13 protein-coding genes are annotated in these 16,991 nt (G+C 67.2%); 7 read left to right on the top strand and 6 right to left on the bottom strand.

What is annotated here, in order from left to right; translation table 11 throughout:
* Positions 1–7 precede the first annotated feature (7 nt).
* Both MJO54_RS07335 and MJO54_RS07340 read right to left on the bottom strand, forming a co-directional pair.
* On the bottom strand, positions 8–499 hold the full coding sequence (locus MJO54_RS07335; protein WP_046285625.1) for a methylated-DNA--[protein]-cysteine S-methyltransferase: 492 nt from the start codon (positions 497–499) through the stop codon (positions 8–10).
* Positions 496–2,001, bottom strand: a complete 1,506-nt coding sequence (locus MJO54_RS07340; RefSeq protein WP_046285626.1) for a DNA-3-methyladenine glycosylase 2 family protein — start codon at positions 1,999–2,001, stop codon at positions 496–498. The genes MJO54_RS07335 and MJO54_RS07340 overlap by 4 nt, the downstream gene beginning before the upstream one ends.
* 94 nt (positions 2,002–2,095) lie before the next feature.
* Between MJO54_RS07340 and glsA the strand changes: the two genes are divergently transcribed.
* Positions 2,096–3,373 (top strand): glutaminase A, encoded by a 1,278-nt coding sequence (gene glsA / locus MJO54_RS07345; protein ID WP_046285627.1) that lies wholly within the window; start codon positions 2,096–2,098, stop codon positions 3,371–3,373.
* Between the two features lie 7 nt (positions 3,374–3,380).
* Here glsA and MJO54_RS07350 read toward each other — a convergent pair whose 3' ends face one another.
* A complete protein-coding gene (locus tag MJO54_RS07350; RefSeq protein ID WP_046285628.1) occupies positions 3,381–4,985 on the bottom strand; it encodes an adenylate/guanylate cyclase domain-containing protein in 1,605 nt (534 codons plus the stop codon).
* 47 nt (positions 4,986–5,032) lie between these two features.
* Here MJO54_RS07350 and nucS point away from each other — a divergent pair, with 47 nt between their 5' ends.
* The 3 genes from nucS to MJO54_RS07365 are packed head-to-tail and all read left to right on the top strand — an operon-like array spanning position 5,033 to position 7,165.
* On the top strand, positions 5,033–5,704 hold the full coding sequence (nucS, locus tag MJO54_RS07355) for an endonuclease NucS (protein ID WP_046285629.1): 672 nt from the start codon (positions 5,033–5,035) through the stop codon (positions 5,702–5,704).
* Between the two features lie 45 nt (positions 5,705–5,749).
* The gene (locus tag MJO54_RS07360; protein ID WP_046285638.1) at positions 5,750–6,844 is read left to right on the top strand and encodes an NADH:flavin oxidoreductase; all 1,095 of its coding nucleotides are present in this window, start codon (positions 5,750–5,752) and stop codon (positions 6,842–6,844) included.
* A gap of 24 nt (positions 6,845–6,868) precedes the next feature.
* A complete protein-coding gene (locus MJO54_RS07365) occupies positions 6,869–7,165 on the top strand; it encodes an Rv1322 family protein (protein ID WP_082108358.1) in 297 nt (98 codons plus the stop codon).
* 4 nt (positions 7,166–7,169) lie between these two features.
* Here MJO54_RS07365 and mce read toward each other — a convergent pair whose 3' ends face one another.
* Positions 7,170–7,661, bottom strand: a complete 492-nt coding sequence (gene mce / locus MJO54_RS07370) for a methylmalonyl-CoA epimerase (RefSeq protein WP_046285631.1) — start codon at positions 7,659–7,661, stop codon at positions 7,170–7,172.
* Between the two features lie 81 nt (positions 7,662–7,742).
* Between mce and MJO54_RS07375 the strand changes: the two genes are divergently transcribed.
* Both MJO54_RS07375 and MJO54_RS07380 read left to right on the top strand, forming a co-directional pair.
* Positions 7,743–8,924, top strand: coding sequence for an acetyl-CoA C-acetyltransferase (locus tag MJO54_RS07375; protein ID WP_046285632.1), 1,182 nt, complete (start codon positions 7,743–7,745; stop codon positions 8,922–8,924).
* Positions 8,925–9,068: 144 nt separating this feature from the next.
* On the top strand, positions 9,069–9,983 hold the full coding sequence (locus MJO54_RS07380; protein WP_046285633.1) for a tetratricopeptide repeat protein: 915 nt from the start codon (positions 9,069–9,071) through the stop codon (positions 9,981–9,983).
* Between the two features lie 15 nt (positions 9,984–9,998).
* Here the strand turns inward: MJO54_RS07380 and glgB are convergent, their stop codons facing one another.
* Both glgB and MJO54_RS07390 read right to left on the bottom strand, forming a co-directional pair.
* Positions 9,999–12,215, bottom strand: a complete 2,217-nt coding sequence (gene glgB / locus MJO54_RS07385) for a 1,4-alpha-glucan branching protein GlgB (RefSeq protein ID WP_046285634.1) — start codon at positions 12,213–12,215, stop codon at positions 9,999–10,001.
* A complete protein-coding gene (locus MJO54_RS07390) occupies positions 12,215–14,302 on the bottom strand; it encodes an alpha-1,4-glucan--maltose-1-phosphate maltosyltransferase (RefSeq protein WP_152665962.1) in 2,088 nt (695 codons plus the stop codon). The genes glgB and MJO54_RS07390 overlap by 1 nt, the downstream gene beginning before the upstream one ends.
* 79 nt (positions 14,303–14,381) lie before the next feature.
* Between MJO54_RS07390 and glgP the strand changes: the two genes are divergently transcribed.
* Positions 14,382–16,976: an alpha-glucan family phosphorylase gene (glgP, locus tag MJO54_RS07395; protein WP_046285635.1), complete on the top strand. Its 2,595-nt coding sequence runs from the start codon at positions 14,382–14,384 to the stop codon at positions 16,974–16,976.
* Positions 16,977–16,991 lie beyond the last annotated feature (15 nt).

Consider the following 16,991-nt stretch of genomic DNA (forward strand, 5'->3'; position numbering starts at 1 on the left):
TTGACGATCAGTCGAACAGGGTGGCGTGGCTGTGCTGCTGTTCGAGGCCCAACAGTGCCCGCTTGCGGTCGATACCGCCCCCGTAACCGGTCAGGCTGCCGTTGCTGCCAATGACGCGGTGGCACGGGACGATGATCGAGATCGGGTTGCGCCCGTTGGCCAACCCGACGGCGCGGGAGGCGGTGGGCGACCCGATCTGAGTGGCCAGCTGACCGTAGGAGCGGGTCTGTCCGTACGGGATGGTCAGCAGGGCGGCCCACACCCGGCGTTGGAAGTCGGTGCCGGCCATCTCATAGGTCAGGTCGAACTCGGTGAGGTCGCCGGCGAAGTATGCCGCGAGTTGCTCCACCACATCCGGAAATGCGGCGTCGTCGCGTATCCAGCCCGTTCGGCTGGGGGCGTGCGAATGATCCAGCATCAACAGATGGCTGAGCTTGCCGTCATTGCCTGCCAGAGTGAGCGGCCCGATGGGGCTATCGATCATGCGTTGGGTGGTCATGCAATCTCCTTCGATGCGGGGGGCCAGTCGTTCACGGCGTGGTCGAGGCTGGCCCAAAGATGCTGAGTGGCATAGGAGCGCCAGGGGCGCCAGCGAGCACTGTGCTGGATCAGGGTCTGCGGAGTATCGGGCAAGCCGTGCCGGCGGGCGGCGACCTGAACCCCGAGATCGGTGACGGGAAACGCATCGGGGTCGCCCAACCCGCGCATCGCGATCACCTCGGCGGTCCAGGCTCCGATACCCGGCAGCGCGATGAGATCGTGGCGGGCCTGTTCCCAGTCGCAGCCCGCACTCAGCCCCAGAGTGTCATCAGCCAGGCGGGAGATCAGCGTGAGCAGTGTTCGCCGGCGGGCTTGGGGAAGGGCGAGTTGCTCGGGATCGATGTCGGCGAGACGTTCCACCGACGGAAACACATGGGTGAGGTCGCCGTCGGGATCGTCGAGTTGTTGACCGTGGGCAACCACCAGTCGATGTGTATGGGTGCGCGCCGCTTTGGTCGACACCTGCTGGCTAAGCACGGCCCGCACCGCGAGCTCGGCTTCGTCGACGGTCCGCGGAATGCGTTGCCCCGGGGCCTTGGCCACCAGGGGAGCCAGATCGGGGTCGGCCGCCAGCGCCTCGACGACGGCTTCTGGGTCAGCGTCGAGGTCAAGCAGTCGTCGGCAACGGGTGATCGCGGCGGTGAGATCACGGAAATCGTCGAGCACGAGTCGGCATCGGACGTGGTCCGGGGCCGGGCGCAGGCTGACGATGCCGTTGCCGTGCGGCAGACGCAGAGTGCGCCGGTAGGCGCCGTCACGTACTTCCTCGCAACCGGGTACGGCGCACGCCGCCAGGTGCCCGAACACGCCCTCGAACGCGAACGGGGTGCGCACCGGCAGGCGCAGCGACAGGGCTCCAGGACCGAGGGCATCGTGGTCGGAGGGGGCTCGTGAGCGTGCGGCGGCGTTGCTGCGCAGCACCGTCGGCGTCGTGGCGCACACGGCGCGGACAGTGTCATTGAACTGCCGAATACTGGCGAAGCCGGCGGCGAAGGCGACATCACCCAACGGCAGGTCGGTGGTCTCGATCAGGACGCGGGCGGTCTGCGTGCGCTGGGCGCGGGCCAGCGCCAGCGGGCCGGCGCCGACCTCGGCCTGCAGCAACCGCTGCAACTGGCGGGCCGAGTAGCCGAGGTGGCCGGCAAGCCCGCTCACGCCCTCCCTATCGACCGTGCCGTCGGCGATCAAGCGCATGGCCCGTCCCACGATGTCGCCGCGGATGTTCCATTCCGGAGAACCCGGCGCAGCGTCTGGGCGGCAACGCTTGCAGGCCCGGAAGCCGGCTCGCTGCGCAGCGGCGGCGGTGGGGTAGAACTCCACATTCGGTGGTAGCGGCGTGCGCGCCGGGCAACTGGGCCGGCAGTAGATCCCTGTCGTGAGCACCGCGGTGATGAACCAGCCGTCGAAGCGGGCGTCCTTGGACTTCACGGCGCGATAGCAGCGGTCGAAGTCGTCATGCACGTTTCAACGATGACACGCGCCGGCCGACGACACTAGCGGAAAAGCGACACGACAGTGCCGGGCCGTCGGCGCCGGTGCGGGCTAGCATCGGTGCGTGGCGGCACTGGTACAGCGGTACTTGGACGGGATTCTTGCCGAGCACGCCGGGGTAGGCCATGGTGCCCTGGCGAGCTACATTCCGGAATTGGCCGAGGTGGATCCGACGGGGTTCGGCCTGGCGTTGTCGTCCTCGGACGGCTACGTCTACGAGTCTGGCGATGCCGATGTGCAATTCACTATGCAGTCCATCTCCAAGCCGTTCACCTACGCGCTCGCCCTCGACCAGCTGGGTCAGACGGATGTCGACGCGCGGATCGGTGTGGAACCCTCCGGTGAGGGCTTCAACAAGATCAGCGTTGATCAGGTAACCAATGTGCCGAAGAATCCGATGATCAACGCCGGTGCGATCGTGGCGTGCTCGCTGATACCCGGGAAGACCAGTGAAGACCGGTTCGATCTTGTCCGGGACTTCTTCAGCGCCTGCGCCGGACGCAGCCTGGACTTCGACGAGGCGGTGTATCAGTCCGAGCGAGCGAGTGGCAGCCGCAATCGCGGGATCGCTTATCTGCTGGAGAGTTTCGGCGCCTTGGGTGCCGACCCCGACGATGCCCTGGACCTCTACATCCGCCAATGTTCGCTGAAGGTCACCAGCACCGACCTGGCCCGGATGGCCGCGACCCTGGCCCGCGGCGGCCTCAACCCCTTGACCGGGCGGCAGGTGACCGATGCCGCGGTGGTGCGGCGAACGCTGTCGGTCATGGTGACCTGCGGCATGTATGACGCCGCCGGTGCATGGGTCAGTGCGGTCGGGATGCCGGCCAAGAGCGGTGTGGCCGGTGGCATCGTGGCGGTGCTGCCCGGACAGCTCGGTATCGGCGTCTATTCACCGCGGATCGACGCCAAGGGCAACAGCGTGCGCGGGATGCTGGTGTGCCGCAGCCTTTCCCAGCAGCTCGGGCTGCACTTCCTGACGGTGAGCAGCGAAGCCCATGCGGCGATTCGTGGGGTGTACACCCCACGCCCAGGCATTCGGGTCTACGAGGTGCACGGTGACCTGTTGTTCGCCGGCGCCGAACAGGTGGCCCGCACCGCGACCCGGGAATGTGGTGAGTTCGATACCGCGATCCTCGACGTCTCGCGGCTGCACACGATCAGCGAGCCGGCGCGCGGCCTGCTTGCGGGCCTCTCCGAGGAGTTGCGGGCGCTGGACAAACAGGGGCTGCTCGTCGATCCCAACGGGTCGGTAACGCCTGACCCAGATGCCTATGCCGGGCTGGTGTTCGCCACGGTCGAGGATGCGCTGGCAGCGACCGAGACGTGGGTGGGGGAGTAGGGCCGCGTTACAACGGGCTGGCCAGCACCGTGGGCGCTTCGTAGCCGCGCAACACGATCGAGTCACCCACCACCCAATGGGCCTGTTCGCTGATGCTGGCGGCGTACATGGTCTTGGCCGTGGTCAACAGTGGTACTGGATGGGTCTTTGCCAATTCGCACAGCCGGGCGGCCTCGTTGACCGGTTCTCCGATCACGGTGTACTCGAAACGCTCTTTGGCGCCGACGTTTCCGGCCACCACCTGCCCAGCCGCCACACCGATGCCCGCCCGGATCTCCGGCACCTCGTCGGCCAGCCGGTACAGGATGCCCCGGGCTGCGGCCAGCGCTTCGTCCTCGGGCTGGTCGAGATGGTTCGGCGCGCCGAAGATCGCCAGGGTGGCATCGCCCTCGAACTTGTTGATCAGCCCCTGATGGCGGTCGACCTCGTCGACGACGACGGCGAAGAACCGGTTCAGCAGGGTGACGACCTCGGTCGCGGGCTTGGCGGTCACGATCTGCGTCGAGCCGACGATATCGACGAAAATGATTGCGACATGGCGCTCTTCGCCGCCGAGTTGTATCTGCTCGCGTTCCGCGGCGGCTGCCACTTCACGCCCGACGTGTCGGCCGAACAGGTCGCGTACACGTTCACGCTCGCGCAGCCCGTGCACCATCGCGTTGAAACCGCTCTGCAGTTCCCCGAGTTCGGTTCCGTCGAACACCACCAGGTCACCTTGTAGGTTGCCCTGCTCGACGCGTCTTAGAGCCGCACGCACGACGCGCACCGGCGTTGCGGTGAGCCAGGACAGGATCAGCATGAGAAGGAACCCGAAAACCAGCGTCGTCACCGAGGCGATCAGCACGGCGACGCCGAACTGTGTCAACGTCAGGTTCTTCAGCACCACCGCGAACAACGCGGTCAGGCCGATACCCAGAATGGGGACGCCGGAGGTGAGCAGCCAGACCATCATGGTCCGGCCCATGATGCCCGACAGGATTCGCCGCGGCGGCGGACCGGCGGCCAGCGCCTGTGCGGCCACCGGCCGCAAGGCGAATTCGGTGAACAGATAGCAGGCAGTGGCAACCAGGATGCCGCAGACGCTCATCGTGAAGCCGATGATCGGGATGAAGATCTTGTCGTAGAAGCCGTACAGCACGGTGAACAACACCGTCGCGACGCCCCACAGGGCCAGCACGACCTGCGCCACTCGCCACGGGGTCAGGAAGGCATTGCGTTCGTCGTCGCGCGTCGGTGTCTGTTCCTTGATGGCCCAACGTAATTTCTGGATGGTGCGTCGGGTAATTCCATAGGTGCCGGCGACCACCGCGATCACCACGTAGGCCGGCACCAGCCCGAAGGTCAGCCACTTTGGAGCGTCGGTGAACACATTGGGCACCGGAAACGCCACCGCCACCAGCAAGACGTCCACGGCGACGCCGAGCAGGTTCGTCCCCACCATGACGATGGTCAAGATGAACTGAATACGGATCCGGCGCAGGTACTGACTTTCCGACACCTGGCCCAGTAGCCAGGAGCCGTATTCGGGTGTTTCGGGCAGCCGACCACTCTGGCGCGTGAGCATCTCGAGCGCGCGGCCCAGGCGTTGCGCGGTCGTCTTTGACGGCTTCATCGTGGCGTAAGAATAATTGCTCGGCGCGGGCCTTTAAGGTGGATCGGATGCGACTCGTGATCGCCCAGTGCACCGTCGACTATGTCGGCCGGCTCACCGCGCACCTGCCCTCTGCCCGACGACTGCTGCTGTTGAAGGCCGACGGCTCGGTCAGTGTGCACGCCGACGACCGTGCCTATAAGCCGCTGAACTGGATGAGCCCGCCGTGCCGCTTCACCGAGGAGACCGGTGGCGAGTTGCCGGTATGGGTGGTGGCGAACAAGACTGGTGACCAGCTGCGGATCACCATCGAGGAGATCGAGCATGACTCCAGCCACGAGCTGGGTGTCGACCCCGGACTGGTCAAAGACGGCGTCGAAGCACAGCTGCAGGCGCTGCTCGCCGAGCACGTCGAACTGCTTGGCGAGGGCTACTCGTTGGTGCGCCGCGAGTACATGACCGCGATCGGTCCGGTTGACCTGTTGTGTCGCGATGAACAAGGGCGAGCGGTCGCGGTGGAGATCAAGCGGCGCGGCGAGATCGACGGTGTGGAACAGCTCACGCGATACCTCGAACTGCTCAACCGTGACAGTCTGCTGGCACCGGTCAGCGGGGTCTTCGCCGCTCAGCAGATCAAGCCGCAGGCCCGTACGCTGGCCACCGACCGTGGCATCCGTTGCCTGACTTTGGATTATGACGCGATGCGCGGCATGGCCAGCGACGAATACCGGCTGTTCTGATCGCGTGGCGGAATAGGAGCGCGCAGGCGCGCGTTGGAGGACCGCATGGCACTCGATGATCTTTTCCAGCCGCTGACGGTCCGTTCGATGACCGTTCCCAACCGGTTCGCTATGGCGCCGATGACCCGCCAGGCTTCGCCGGGCGGCATTCCGGGCGGTGATGTGGCCGAGTACTACCAACGGCGCGCTGCGGGCGGGGTGGGGCTGATCATCACCGAGGGCATCCGGCTGCCCGACCCGGCGGCGGGATTCCCGGCCAGCGTGCCGACGCTGGCAGGCGACGAGGTGCTCGCCGGGTGGACGCGTGTCGTCGACAGCGTCCACTCCGAGGGAGCGACGATAGCCGCGCAGCTGTGGCACCAGGGCGTCGAGCGCCGCGACGACGACGGTGTGCAACCCGTCGGCCCGTCGGGCATCGACGGGCACGGTGAACCGCGGGGCCGCGCGCTGCGAACCGACGAACTCGCCGACATCGCACAGCTCTACGCCACCAGCGCCGCCACCGCACGAGACCTGGGCTTCGACGCGGTCGAGATCCATGGTGCCCACGGCTACCTGCTCGACGAATTCTTCTGGGAGCGCACGAATCGCCGTACCGACGGCTACGGCGGATCGCTGGCCGCGCGCACCCGATTCCCTGCAGAGGTGGTCGCGGCGGTGCGCGCCGCGGTCGGCCCGGACTATCCGATCATCTTCCGCTACTCGCAATGGAAGGGCACCGACTACGCGGCCTCCATCGCCGAGGACCCGACCCAGTTGCAGGAACTGCTCACGCCCCTGGTCGACGCCGGCGTGGATGCCCTGCATCCCTCGACGCGCAGGCACTACGTCCCCGGATTCCCCGGCCATGACAGCGATTTGAGCCTCGCCGGATGGACCAAGAAGGTCACCGGCCTGCCGGTCATCGCGGTTGGGTCGGTCGGATTGGAGACGCAGTTCCGCAGCGAGAAGCGCGGCGAGGTGATTGCGCCCGCGCCGGTCGACCGGCTGGTCCAACAGTTCGACGCCGGGGAGTTCGACGTGGTGGCCATCGGCCGCGCGCTGCTGGCCGACCCGACCTGGGTGAATCGCCTGCGACGCGATGAGCTGGACGGGTTCGGCGGCTACGACGCGGCGGCCGCACTGTCCAAATTGGCCTGATGCGGTGTCACTAGGCTGATCGGCATGGCTCGTCGCCGCAGTCCGTCGCGTCGGCAACAGCCGCTACGGCCGCTGCCGCGGCAACAACGCGTGGAGACCGGCCCCGACGGATACGAATACATCGTCGTGCCGGTCGCGGGATCGCGCGCGGCGAAGGTATATCGCTGTCCGGGTTGCGATCACGAGATCCGTTGCGGCATAGCTCATGTGGTGGTGTGGCTTGCCGAGTACGGCGACACCGCGGGCGATGACCGGCGACATTGGCATACGCCGTGTTGGGCTAACCGCAACAATCGGGGTCCGACCAGGAAGTGGTCCTAGAAGGTCAGTGCGCTTCCGGGTTCGCGGCCGGTTCGACCAGCTCGACCAGCACGCCGCCGGCGTCCTTGGGGTGGATGAAGTTGATCCGCGAGTTCGACGTGCCGCGCCGCGGTGCCTCATAGAGCAACCGGACACCCTGCTCGCGCAGCCGCTCGGAGAGCGTGTCGATATCGCTGGTCCGGTAGGCCAGCTGCTGCAGGCCGGGGCCGCGCTTGTCCAGGAACTTCGCGATGGTCGAAGACTCGTCGATCGGGGCCATCAGCTGAATCTGGGCGCTACCGACCGGGGCACCGCGCACCGCGAGCATCGCCTCGACGATGCCCTGCTCCTCGTTGACCTCTTCGTGCAGCACGATCATCCCGAGCTTGTCGTGGTACCACTTCTTGGCCACTTCCAGGTCCGGGACCGCGATACCGACGTGGTCGACCGCCGTCACCAAGGCCGAGGCCAGGGCGGGACGTACCTCACAAGGGTCAGCGACGGATTCGGTGGTCATAACGTAACGGTAACCTGAGCAGAAACATCGTGCTGCGCCGACCGGAAAGATCGGCCTTTCAGACCCGCCCGGGAGGTAGTCATGACGACATCGGTGATCGTTGCTGGGGCTCGGACCCCGATCGGCCGGTTGATGGGTTCGCTGAAGGATTTCTCCGGTAGCGACTTGGGCGCCGTGGCCATTGCCGGGGCTCTGGAGAAGGCGCAGGTACCGGCGTCGCTGGTGCAGTACGTGATCATGGGCCAGGTGCTCACCGCGGGTGCCGGCCAGATGCCGGCTCGGCAGGCGGCGGTGGGCGCCGGCATCGGCTGGGACGTGCCGACGTTGACCATCAACAAGATGTGTCTGTCGGGAATCAACGCCATCGCCATGGCTGACCAGCTGATTCGCGCCGGCGAATTCGACGTGGTGGTGGCCGGCGGCCAGGAGTCCATGAGCAAGGCTCCCCACCTGCTGCTGGACAGCCGGTCGGGCTACAAGTACGGCGACGTGACGGTGCGCGACCACCTCGCCTACGACGGTCTGCACGACGTCTTCACCGACCAGCCGATGGGCGCGCTCACCGAGCAGCGCAACGACGAGGACAAGTTCACCCGCGCTGAGCAGGACGAGTTTGCCGCCGAGTCGCACCGTAGGGCCGCAGCGGCCTGGAAGGACGGCGTTTTCGCCGACGAGGTGGTGCCGGTGAAGATCCCGCAGCGCAAGGGGGATCCGCTGGAGTTCACCGAGGACGAGGGCATCCGGGCCAACACCACTGCCGAGTCGCTGTCGGGGCTCAAGCCGGCGTTCCGCAAGGACGGCACCATCACCGCCGGCTCGTCGTCGCAGATCTCCGACGGCGCCGCCGCAGTGGTCGTGATGAGCAAGGCCAAGGCGCAGGAGCTGGGTCTGGACTGGCTGTGCGAGATCGGCGCCCACGGCGTCGTGGCCGGGCCGGATTCGACCCTGCAGTCCCAGCCGGCCAATGCCATCAAGAAGGCGATCGAGCGCGAGGGGATCTCGGTCGACCGACTCGACGTGGTGGAGATCAATGAGGCCTTTGCCGCGGTGTCGCTGGCCTCGACCCGGGAGCTGGGGCTGAACGGCGACGTGGTCAACGTGCACGGCGGCGCGATCGCCGTGGGGCACCCGATCGGGATGTCCGGTGCGCGGATCACGCTGCACGCCGCCCTGGAGCTCAAGCGGCGCGGTTCGGGCTATGCGGTGGCTGCGCTATGCGGTGCCGGCGGCCAGGGCGACGCGTTGATTCTGCGTGCGGGGTAGCGACTTCCCTACGGTTGCGTAGGTTGCTGGCGTGGCCCGTTTCCGCGTCGCGACGCCCAAGTGTGATCTTGGTCATAGCGCGGTGGCCGGGCGCGAAAACGGCCGTCGGCGGCGCCGCGAGGATGACGTGACAGACTTGACGTCGTGACGCGTCCTCGACCCCCGATCGGCCCGGCGTTGGCCGGAGCAGTGGATTTGTCCGGCCTCAAGAAGCCGGCTCAATCCGGCGGCGCCGCCGGCAACACCCCGGCTCCGCCGGGTGCCACCGAGATCACCGAGGCCAACTTCGAAGACGAGGTGCTGGTCCGCTCCAATCAGGTGCCGGTGGTGGTGTTGCTGTGGTCACCGCGCAGTGAAGCCTGCATTCAGCTCGCCGATACCCTGGCTGCGCTGGCTCAGGCGGACAACGCCGACGGGGCGCCCAAGTGGGCGCTGGCCACCGTCAACGTCGACGTCGCCCCGCGGGTGGCGCAGGTGTTCGGCGTGGACGCGGTACCGACCGTGGTGGCACTGGCCGCCGGCCAACCGATCACCAGCTTCCAAGGACCCCAGCCGCCCGACCAGCTACGCCGCTGGGTGGACTCGCTGGTGTCGGCCACCGCAGGCAAGCTTGCCGGCGGAGGCGGTGACGCTGAGCAGCCGGAGCAGGTGGACCCGGTGCTGGCGCAGGCCCGGGACCAACTCGACGCGGGCGACTTCCCGGCGGCGCGAGCCTCCTATCAGGCGTTGCTGGACGCCGACCCCAATCACGTTGAAGCCAAGGGCGCGCTGCGCCAGCTCACCTTCCTGGAACGCGCCACAGGCCGGCAACCCGATGCGCCCGCACTGGCCGACGCCGACCCGGGCAACGTCGAGGCTGCCTTCGCTGCCGCTGACGTACAGATCCTCAACCAAGACGTCACCGCTGCGTTCGACCGGCTGATCGCCCTGGTGCGGCGGACCGCCGGTGACGAGCGCACCGCGGTGCGGACCCGGCTGGTGGAGCTGTTCGAGCTGTTCGACCCTGCCGACCCGGAGGTCGTCGCCGGCCGGCGCAATCTGGCCAACGCGCTGTACTGATCCAGTGGGCTGGCGCTATTCGGGTGCCAGCCACACGGCCGACAGGGCGGGTAACACCAGCACCGCCGAGGCTGGCCGGCCGTGCCACGGTTCGTCGGTGGCCTCGACCCCACCGAAGTTGCCTTCGCCCGACCCGCGGTAGCCGACCGCGTCGGTGTTGAGCACCTCACGCCAGCGGCCCGCGCGCGGCAGCCCCAGGTGGTAGTCGGCGTGGGTGACGCCGGCGAAGTTGAACACGCAGGCCAGCACCGAACCGTCGGTGCCGTAGCGCAGGAAGCTCAACACGTTGTTGGTCGAGTCGTTGGCGTCGATCCAGGAGTAGCCCCGCGGGTCGGAGTCCTGGGTCCACAGGGCGGGCAGCGCGCGGTAGTGGGCGTTGAGGTCGCTGACCAGCCGCAGGATGCCGGGGGAGTAGCCGTCGGGCTCGATCTGGGGGTCGAGCTGGAACCAGTCGACTCCGCGCTCGTTGCACCACTCGGCGCGCTGGCCGAACTCCTGGCCCATGAACAACAATTGCTTGCCGGGATGCGCCCACTGGTAGGCCAGCAGGGCGCGCAGGCCCGCGGCCTTGTGATGGGAATCTCCGGGCATCCTCGACCACAGCGTGCCCTTGCCGTGCACCACCTCGTCGTGGCTGACCGGCAGCACGTAGTTCTCGCTGAAGGCGTAGAGCATCGAGAACGTCATGTTGTGGTGGTGGTAGCTGCGGTGCACCGGATCGTGGCCGAGGTAGGCCAGGGTGTCGTGCATCCAGCCCATGTTCCACTTCATCGAAAAGCCCAGTCCGCCCAGGCTGGTGTCGCGGGTGACTCCCGGCCAGGAGGTGGACTCCTCGGCGATGGTCACGATGCCCGGCGCGACCCGGTGGGTGGTCGCGTTCAGCTCCTGCAGGAACTGCACCGCCTCCAGGTTCTCGCGGCCGCCGTGGATATTGGGGGTCCACCCGCCGTGCGGGCGCGAATAGTCCAGGTAGAGCATCGATGCCACGGCATCCACCCGCAGCCCGTCCACGTGGAACTCGGTCAGCCAATACAGCGCATTAGCGACCAGAAAGTTGCGCACCTCCGGGCGGCCGAAGTCGAATACGTAGGTGCCCCAGTCGAGTTGCTCACCGCGGCGCGGATCGGAGTGCTCGTAGAGCGGGGTCCCGTCGAATCGGCCCAGTGCCCAGTCGTCTTTGGGAAAGTGTGCCGGCACCCAGTCCACGATGACGCCGACGCCGGCCCCGTGCAGGGCATCGACCAGCGCCCGGAAGTCGTCGGGGGTGCCGAAGCGTGCCGTCGGGGCGTAGTACGACGTCACCTGATATCCCCAAGACCCGCCGAACGGGTGCTCCGCCACCGGCAGCAGTTCAACATGGGTGAAGCCTTGTTGAACAACGTATTCGGTCAGTTCCACCGCCAGCTGGCGGTAGGTGAGCCCCGGGCGCCAAGAGCCCAGATGGACCTCGTAGGTGCTCATCGGTTCGGTCGCCGGGTCGCGCTTGCAGCGCTGCGCCATCCAGTCGGCGTCGTTCCAGGTGTAGTCGCTGGCCGTCACCATCGACGCGGTGCGCGGTGGCACTTCGGTGGCGTAGGCGAACGGATCGGCGCGCTCGGTGACCGCGCCGTCGGCCGCGTGGATGCGGAACTTGTAGAGACCGGCGGTGGGGAAGTCGGGCCAGAACAGCTCCCAGATACCCGAGGAGCCCAATGATCGCAGCGGGACGTCGTCACCTGCCCAACCGTTGAAATCGCCGATCAGGCTCACCCCGGTGGCGTTGGGTGCCCACACCGCGAAGGACACACCGGTCACCTCGCCGTCGGGCGTGGTGAAGCTGCGGTGTTGAGCCCCCATCACTTCCCAGAGACGTTCGTGGCGACCCTCGGCGAACAGGTACAGGTCGAATTCGCCTAGCGTCGGCGCGAATCGATACCCATCGGCGACTGTCTGTACCCCGGTGGGCTCGGCGAATTCGGCCGTCTCCGGGTAATGCACCTCCAATCGGTAGTCGATGAGATCGGTGAACGGCAGCGCCGCCGCGAACAGCCCGGAGCCCAGGTCGCGCATGACGAAGCGTTCGGTACCGACGAGCACTGCCATGCGCCGAGCGTGCGGGCGCAGTGCCCGGATGACGGTGGTCTTGCCGTATTCGTGAGCGCCCAGGATGGAATGCGGATCGTGGTGCTCACCGGCCAGCAGCCGGGCCAGGTCGGCAGGAGGGGGTGCCAGGTGTCGGGTCATGGTGCTCATCAGCGGCGCAGTAGCTCGATGCGGGTACCGAGGTTGATCGGCGGCATGGTGACGATGTGGGCGACCGCGTGTGCCGGGTCCAAGCGCACGTAGTTGTCCTGGCCCCAGTTGTAGTCTTCTCCGCTTATCTGGTCGCGTACCCAGAAGCGTTGGTAGTCAGGCATTCCCAGTGCCCACATGTCCAGGTGCAGGGTCGCCTGCTCAGCGCTGAAGGGGTTCAGCGTGACCACTACCAGCACGGTGTCGCCGGTAGCCGGGTCGAACTTACTGTAGGCCAGCAGCGCGTCGTTGTCGATATGGTGGAAGTGCACGGTGCGCAGTTGATTGAACGCCGGGTGCAGCCGGCGAATCTCGTTGAGCCGGGCTATGAACGGCTCTAGGGAGCGGCCTTCGGCGACGGCGCCGGCGAAATCACGGGGACGAAGCTCGTACTTCTCCGAATCGAGGTACTCCTCGCTACCTTCATGCACTGCACGGTCTTCGAACAACTCGAATCCGGAGTACACGCCCCACGCCGGGCCCAGTGTCGCTGCCAGTACCGCGCGGATGGCGAACATTCCGGGGCCGCCGTGCTGCAGGCTGGCGTGCAGGATGTCGGGCGTGTTGACGAACAGATTCGGCCGGCGGAAGTCGGCGAGCTCGGCGATCTGCTGACCGAACTCCGTGAGCTCGGATTTGGTTGTCCGCCAGGTGAAATACGAGTAAGACTGGGTGAAGCCCAGTTTGGCCAAGCCGTACTGGCGTGCCGGTGGGGTAAACGCCTCGGACAAAAACAGCACGTCAGGGTCGATGTTCTTGACGGCGGCGATCAACCAGAGCCAAAAGTCCGGGGGCTTGGTGTGCGGGTTGTCCACCCGAAAGATCTTCACCCCGTGGTCCATCCAGAACCGGACCACCCGCAGTACCTCTGCGTACAGGCCGGCCGGATCGTTGTCGAAATTCAGCGGGTAGATGTCCTGATATTTCTTCGGCGGGTTTTCCGCGTAGGCGATGGTGCCATCGGGCAGTTCGGTGAACCATTCCCGATGCTGAGTGGCCCAGGGATGGTCCGGTGCGCACTGCAGCGCCAGGTCCAGCGCGACCTCCAGGTCGAGCCGGTGAGCCGCGGCGACGAAGTCGTCGAAGCCACCGATATCGCCCAGCTCCGGATGCACCGCGTCGTGGCCGCCCTCGGCGCTGCCGATGGCCCACGGCGAACCCACGTCGCCGGATTCGGCGGTCGCGGAGTTGTTGCGGCCCTTGCGATGTACACGTCCGATGGGGTGGACCGGTGGCAGATACACCACGTCGAAACCCATCTGTGCGATCCGGGGCAGTGCCGCCGTGGCCGTGGCGAACGTGCCGTGTAGCGGGCGGCCCTCGGCGTCCCAGCCGCCGGTCGAGCGTGGAAACATCTCGTACCACGCGCCGCCGCGTGCCAGCGGCCGATCCACCCACACCTGGTGCTCGACGCCGGCGGTGACCAGCTCACGCAGCGGGTAACGGGCCAGCAGTTCGTCGAGTTCGGACGACAGTGCCGGCGCGGCCCGTGACACCGGATCGCCTGGGGCGCGCAACGCAGCAGCCGCCGCCAGCACCGGCTCACGCCGTGCGGTCGGTACTGCGGCTGCGGCGCGGGTGAACAACTCGGCGCCGATCAACAGGTCGTTGGACAGTTCGGCCGCGGCCTGACCGGCGTCCAGCTTGGCGGTCACCGCGTGCCGCCAGCTCTGCAACGGATCGCCCCAGCCCTCGACGCGGAACGTCCATAAGCCGACGGCGTCGGGGGTGAAGGCACCGTGAAACACGTAGGCGTCGAACCCGGTGTGCATGGGCAGATGCAGTGCTGAGCCTGCCGCGGTCGGCGGCGGATCACCGGGCAGCGGATAGCGGCGCCCCACGTGACGTACCACCAAAGTCGCCGCGACGGCCTCATGGCCTTCACGCCAGACGGTGGCCTTGACCGGCACGGTCTCACCGACCACGGCTTTGGCCGGGTAGCGGCCGCATGAGACGACCGGTTCGACATCGTCGACCTCGACTCGTCCAGCCACCACACTCCGTTCGTCGTCGGGCTGTATGCGCCCACGGTAGCTGTCCAGCGACATCCACCGGAACCGAGCGAGGTGTTCGCCACCGAATCGTCAGGTCTGTTCGGCAGGCTCCGCTTCGGTAAGGTAGTGAGGCGTGAAGGCCCTCCGCCGGTTCACCGTTCGCGCCCACCTTCCCGAGCGGCTGCTGGCACTTGAGCAGCTGTCGATGAACCTGCGCTGGTCGTGGGAGCAGCCGACGCAGGAGCTCTTCGCCGCCATCGACCCCGAATTGTGGGACGGGAGTGGGCGCGACCCGGTAGCGCTGCTCGGGGCGGTCAGTCCCGCGCGGCTCGAAGAGCTGGCCACCGACCAGGAGTTCACCGCCCGGCTCGATGCGCTGGCCGCCGATCTCTCGGCGTATCTGACCAGCCCGCGGTGGTATCAGCATCAGCAGGACGGCGGCGCGGCGCTGCCGACGGCGGTCGCTTACTTCTCGATGGAATTCGGCGTCGCCGAAGCTCTGCCCAACTACTCAGGCGGCCTGGGGATCCTGGCGGGGGATCACCTGAAGTCGGCGTCGGATCTGGGTGTGCCGCTGATCGCGGTGGGGCTGTACTACCGGTCCGGGTATTTCCGTCAGGCGTTGACCGCCGACGGCTGGCAGCGCGAAACCTATCCGGCACTGGATCCTCAGGGGCTGCCGCTGCGGCTGCTGGTCGATACCGACGCCCACCCGGTGCTGATCGATGTGGCGTTGCCCGGCGCCGGGCGGTTGCGGGCCCGGATCTGGGTCGCGCAGGTGGGCCGAGTGCCGCTGTTGCTGCTGGATTCCGACATCGGTGAGAATCCCCACCAACTGCGCGGAATCACTGACCGGTTGTACGGCGGCGACCAGGAGCATCGGATCCGTCAGGAGATCCTGGCTGGGATCGGCGGTGTGCGGGCCATCCGCGAATTCACCCGGTTGCAGGGCATGCCCGCTCCGGAGGTCTTTCACATGAACGAGGGGCACGCGGGCTTCCTCGGCGTCGAACGCATCCGTGAGCTGATCGCCGAGCAGGGCCTGGATTTCGACACCGCGCTGGCCGTGGTCCGTTCGGCGACGGTGTTCACCACGCACACCCCGGTGCCGGCCGGAATCGACCGGTTTCCCGCGGACATGGTGCGCCGCTATTTCGACGACAGCGGTGATGCTCTGGTCGCCGGGGTGCCCACCGAGCGGATCATGGAACTTGGCATGGAGCAGGGAGACGAACACGATCCCGGCATGTTCAATATGGCCCACATGGGGCTGCGGCTGGCGCAGCGCGCCAATGGTGTTTCGCGGCTGCACGGGCGGGTCAGCCGGGTCATGTTCAACGACCTGTGGCCCGGGTTCGACGGCGGCGAGGTGCCGATCGGCTCGATCACCAACGGCGTGCACGCGCCGAGCTGGGCGGCGCCGCCATGGCTGCAGCTCAGCCGCGACGTGGCCGCGCCCGACTCGTTCAGCGAGCCCGCGGCCTGGCAACGTCTGCAGCAGGTCGACCCGGTGACGTTGTGGTCCATCCGCTCGCAGCTGCGGGCACTGCTCGTCGACGAGGTCCGGTTGCGGTTGCTTAAGTCCGGGCTGGAACGCGGTTCTTCGGAGGCCGAGTTGGGCTGGATCGCTACGGCATTCGACCCTGACGTGCTGACCATCGGCTTCGCCCGGCGGGTGCCGACGTACAAGCGGTTGACGTTGATGCTGCGTGATCCCGATCGATTGGAGCAGCTGCTCCTTGACGAGCAGTGCCCCGTCCAGCTGATCGTCGCCGGCAAGTCCCATCCGGCCGACGAAGACGGCAAGGCACTGATTCAGCAGGTGGTGCGGTTTGCCGACCGCCCGGAAGTGCGGCATCGCATTGCGTTCCTGCCCGACTACGACATGTCGATGGCACGGCGTCTGTACTCGGGATGCGATGTCTGGCTGAACAATCCGTTGCGCCCGTTGGAGGCCTGCGGCACCTCGGGAATGAAGAGCGCGCTCAACGGCGGGCTGAACCTGTCGATTCGCGACGGCTGGTGGGACGAGTGGTTCGACGGGCAGAACGGCTGGGCGATTCCCACTGCGGACGGGGTCGCCGACGAGAATCGGCGCGACGATCTGGAGGCCGCGGCGCTCTACGACCTGCTGGCGTCATCGGTGGTGCCGAAGTTCTACGAGCGCGACGACCGGGGCGTGCCGCCGCGTTGGATGGAGATGGTGCATCACACCCTGCAGACGCTGGGGCCGAAAGTGCTGGCGTCGCGGATGGTGCATGACTACGTGGAGCAGTGTTATGCCCCGGCCGCGCAGTCGTTGCGGCGCACCTGTGAGCCGATCGACGGGGTGCCCTTCGGTGCGGCACGTCAATTGGCCGACTACCGGCGTCGGGCCGAAGCGGCCTGGCCGCACATCCAGATCACCGACGTCGACAGCACCGGCCTGCCGGATGCACCCTGGCTGGGCTCGGAGTTGACGCTGACCGCCTCGGTGCGCCTGGCCGGGTTGCGGCCGGACGAGGTGGCCGTGCAGGCGGTGCTGGGCCGAGTGGATTCCGGTGACACCCTGCTGGATCCGGTTACCGTGGCGATGTCGCACGCCCACACCGATGCGGACGGAACGGAAGTCTTCTCCACGACCAGTCGGCTACCGGTGGCCGGGTCGGTGGGCTACACCGTGCGGGTGCTGCCGTGCCATCCGTTGCTGTCCGGCGATGCCGAACTGGGACTGGTGACGTTGGCTTGAGGCCGGGGGCCCGCC

This window comes from Mycolicibacter virginiensis (assembly GCF_022374935.2).
Lineage (GTDB): Bacteria > Actinomycetota > Actinomycetes > Mycobacteriales > Mycobacteriaceae > Mycobacterium > Mycobacterium virginiense.

Bases quoted from the DNA above. Each gene is read 5' to 3' on its own strand.
- MJO54_RS07335 (WP_046285625.1), bottom strand. From the start codon at position 499: ATGACCACCCAACGCATGATCGATAGCCCCATCGGGCCGCTCACTCTG.
- MJO54_RS07350 (WP_046285628.1), bottom strand. From the start codon at position 4,985: ATGAAGCCGTCAAAGACGACCGCGCAACGCCTGGGCCGCGCGCTCGAG.
- nucS (WP_046285629.1), top strand. From the start codon at position 5,033: ATGCGACTCGTGATCGCCCAGTGCACCGTCGACTATGTCGGCCGGCTC.
- MJO54_RS07360 (WP_046285638.1), top strand. From the start codon at position 5,750: ATGGCACTCGATGATCTTTTCCAGCCGCTGACGGTCCGTTCGATGACC.
- MJO54_RS07365 (WP_082108358.1), top strand. From the start codon at position 6,869: ATGGCTCGTCGCCGCAGTCCGTCGCGTCGGCAACAGCCGCTACGGCCG.
- mce (WP_046285631.1), bottom strand. From the start codon at position 7,661: ATGACCACCGAATCCGTCGCTGACCCTTGTGAGGTACGTCCCGCCCTG.
- MJO54_RS07375 (WP_046285632.1), top strand. From the start codon at position 7,743: ATGACGACATCGGTGATCGTTGCTGGGGCTCGGACCCCGATCGGCCGG.
- glgB (WP_046285634.1), bottom strand. From the start codon at position 12,215: ATGAGCACCATGACCCGACACCTGGCACCCCCTCCTGCCGACCTGGCC.
- MJO54_RS07390 (WP_152665962.1), bottom strand. From the start codon at position 14,302: ATGTCGCTGGACAGCTACCGTGGGCGCATACAGCCCGACGACGAACGG.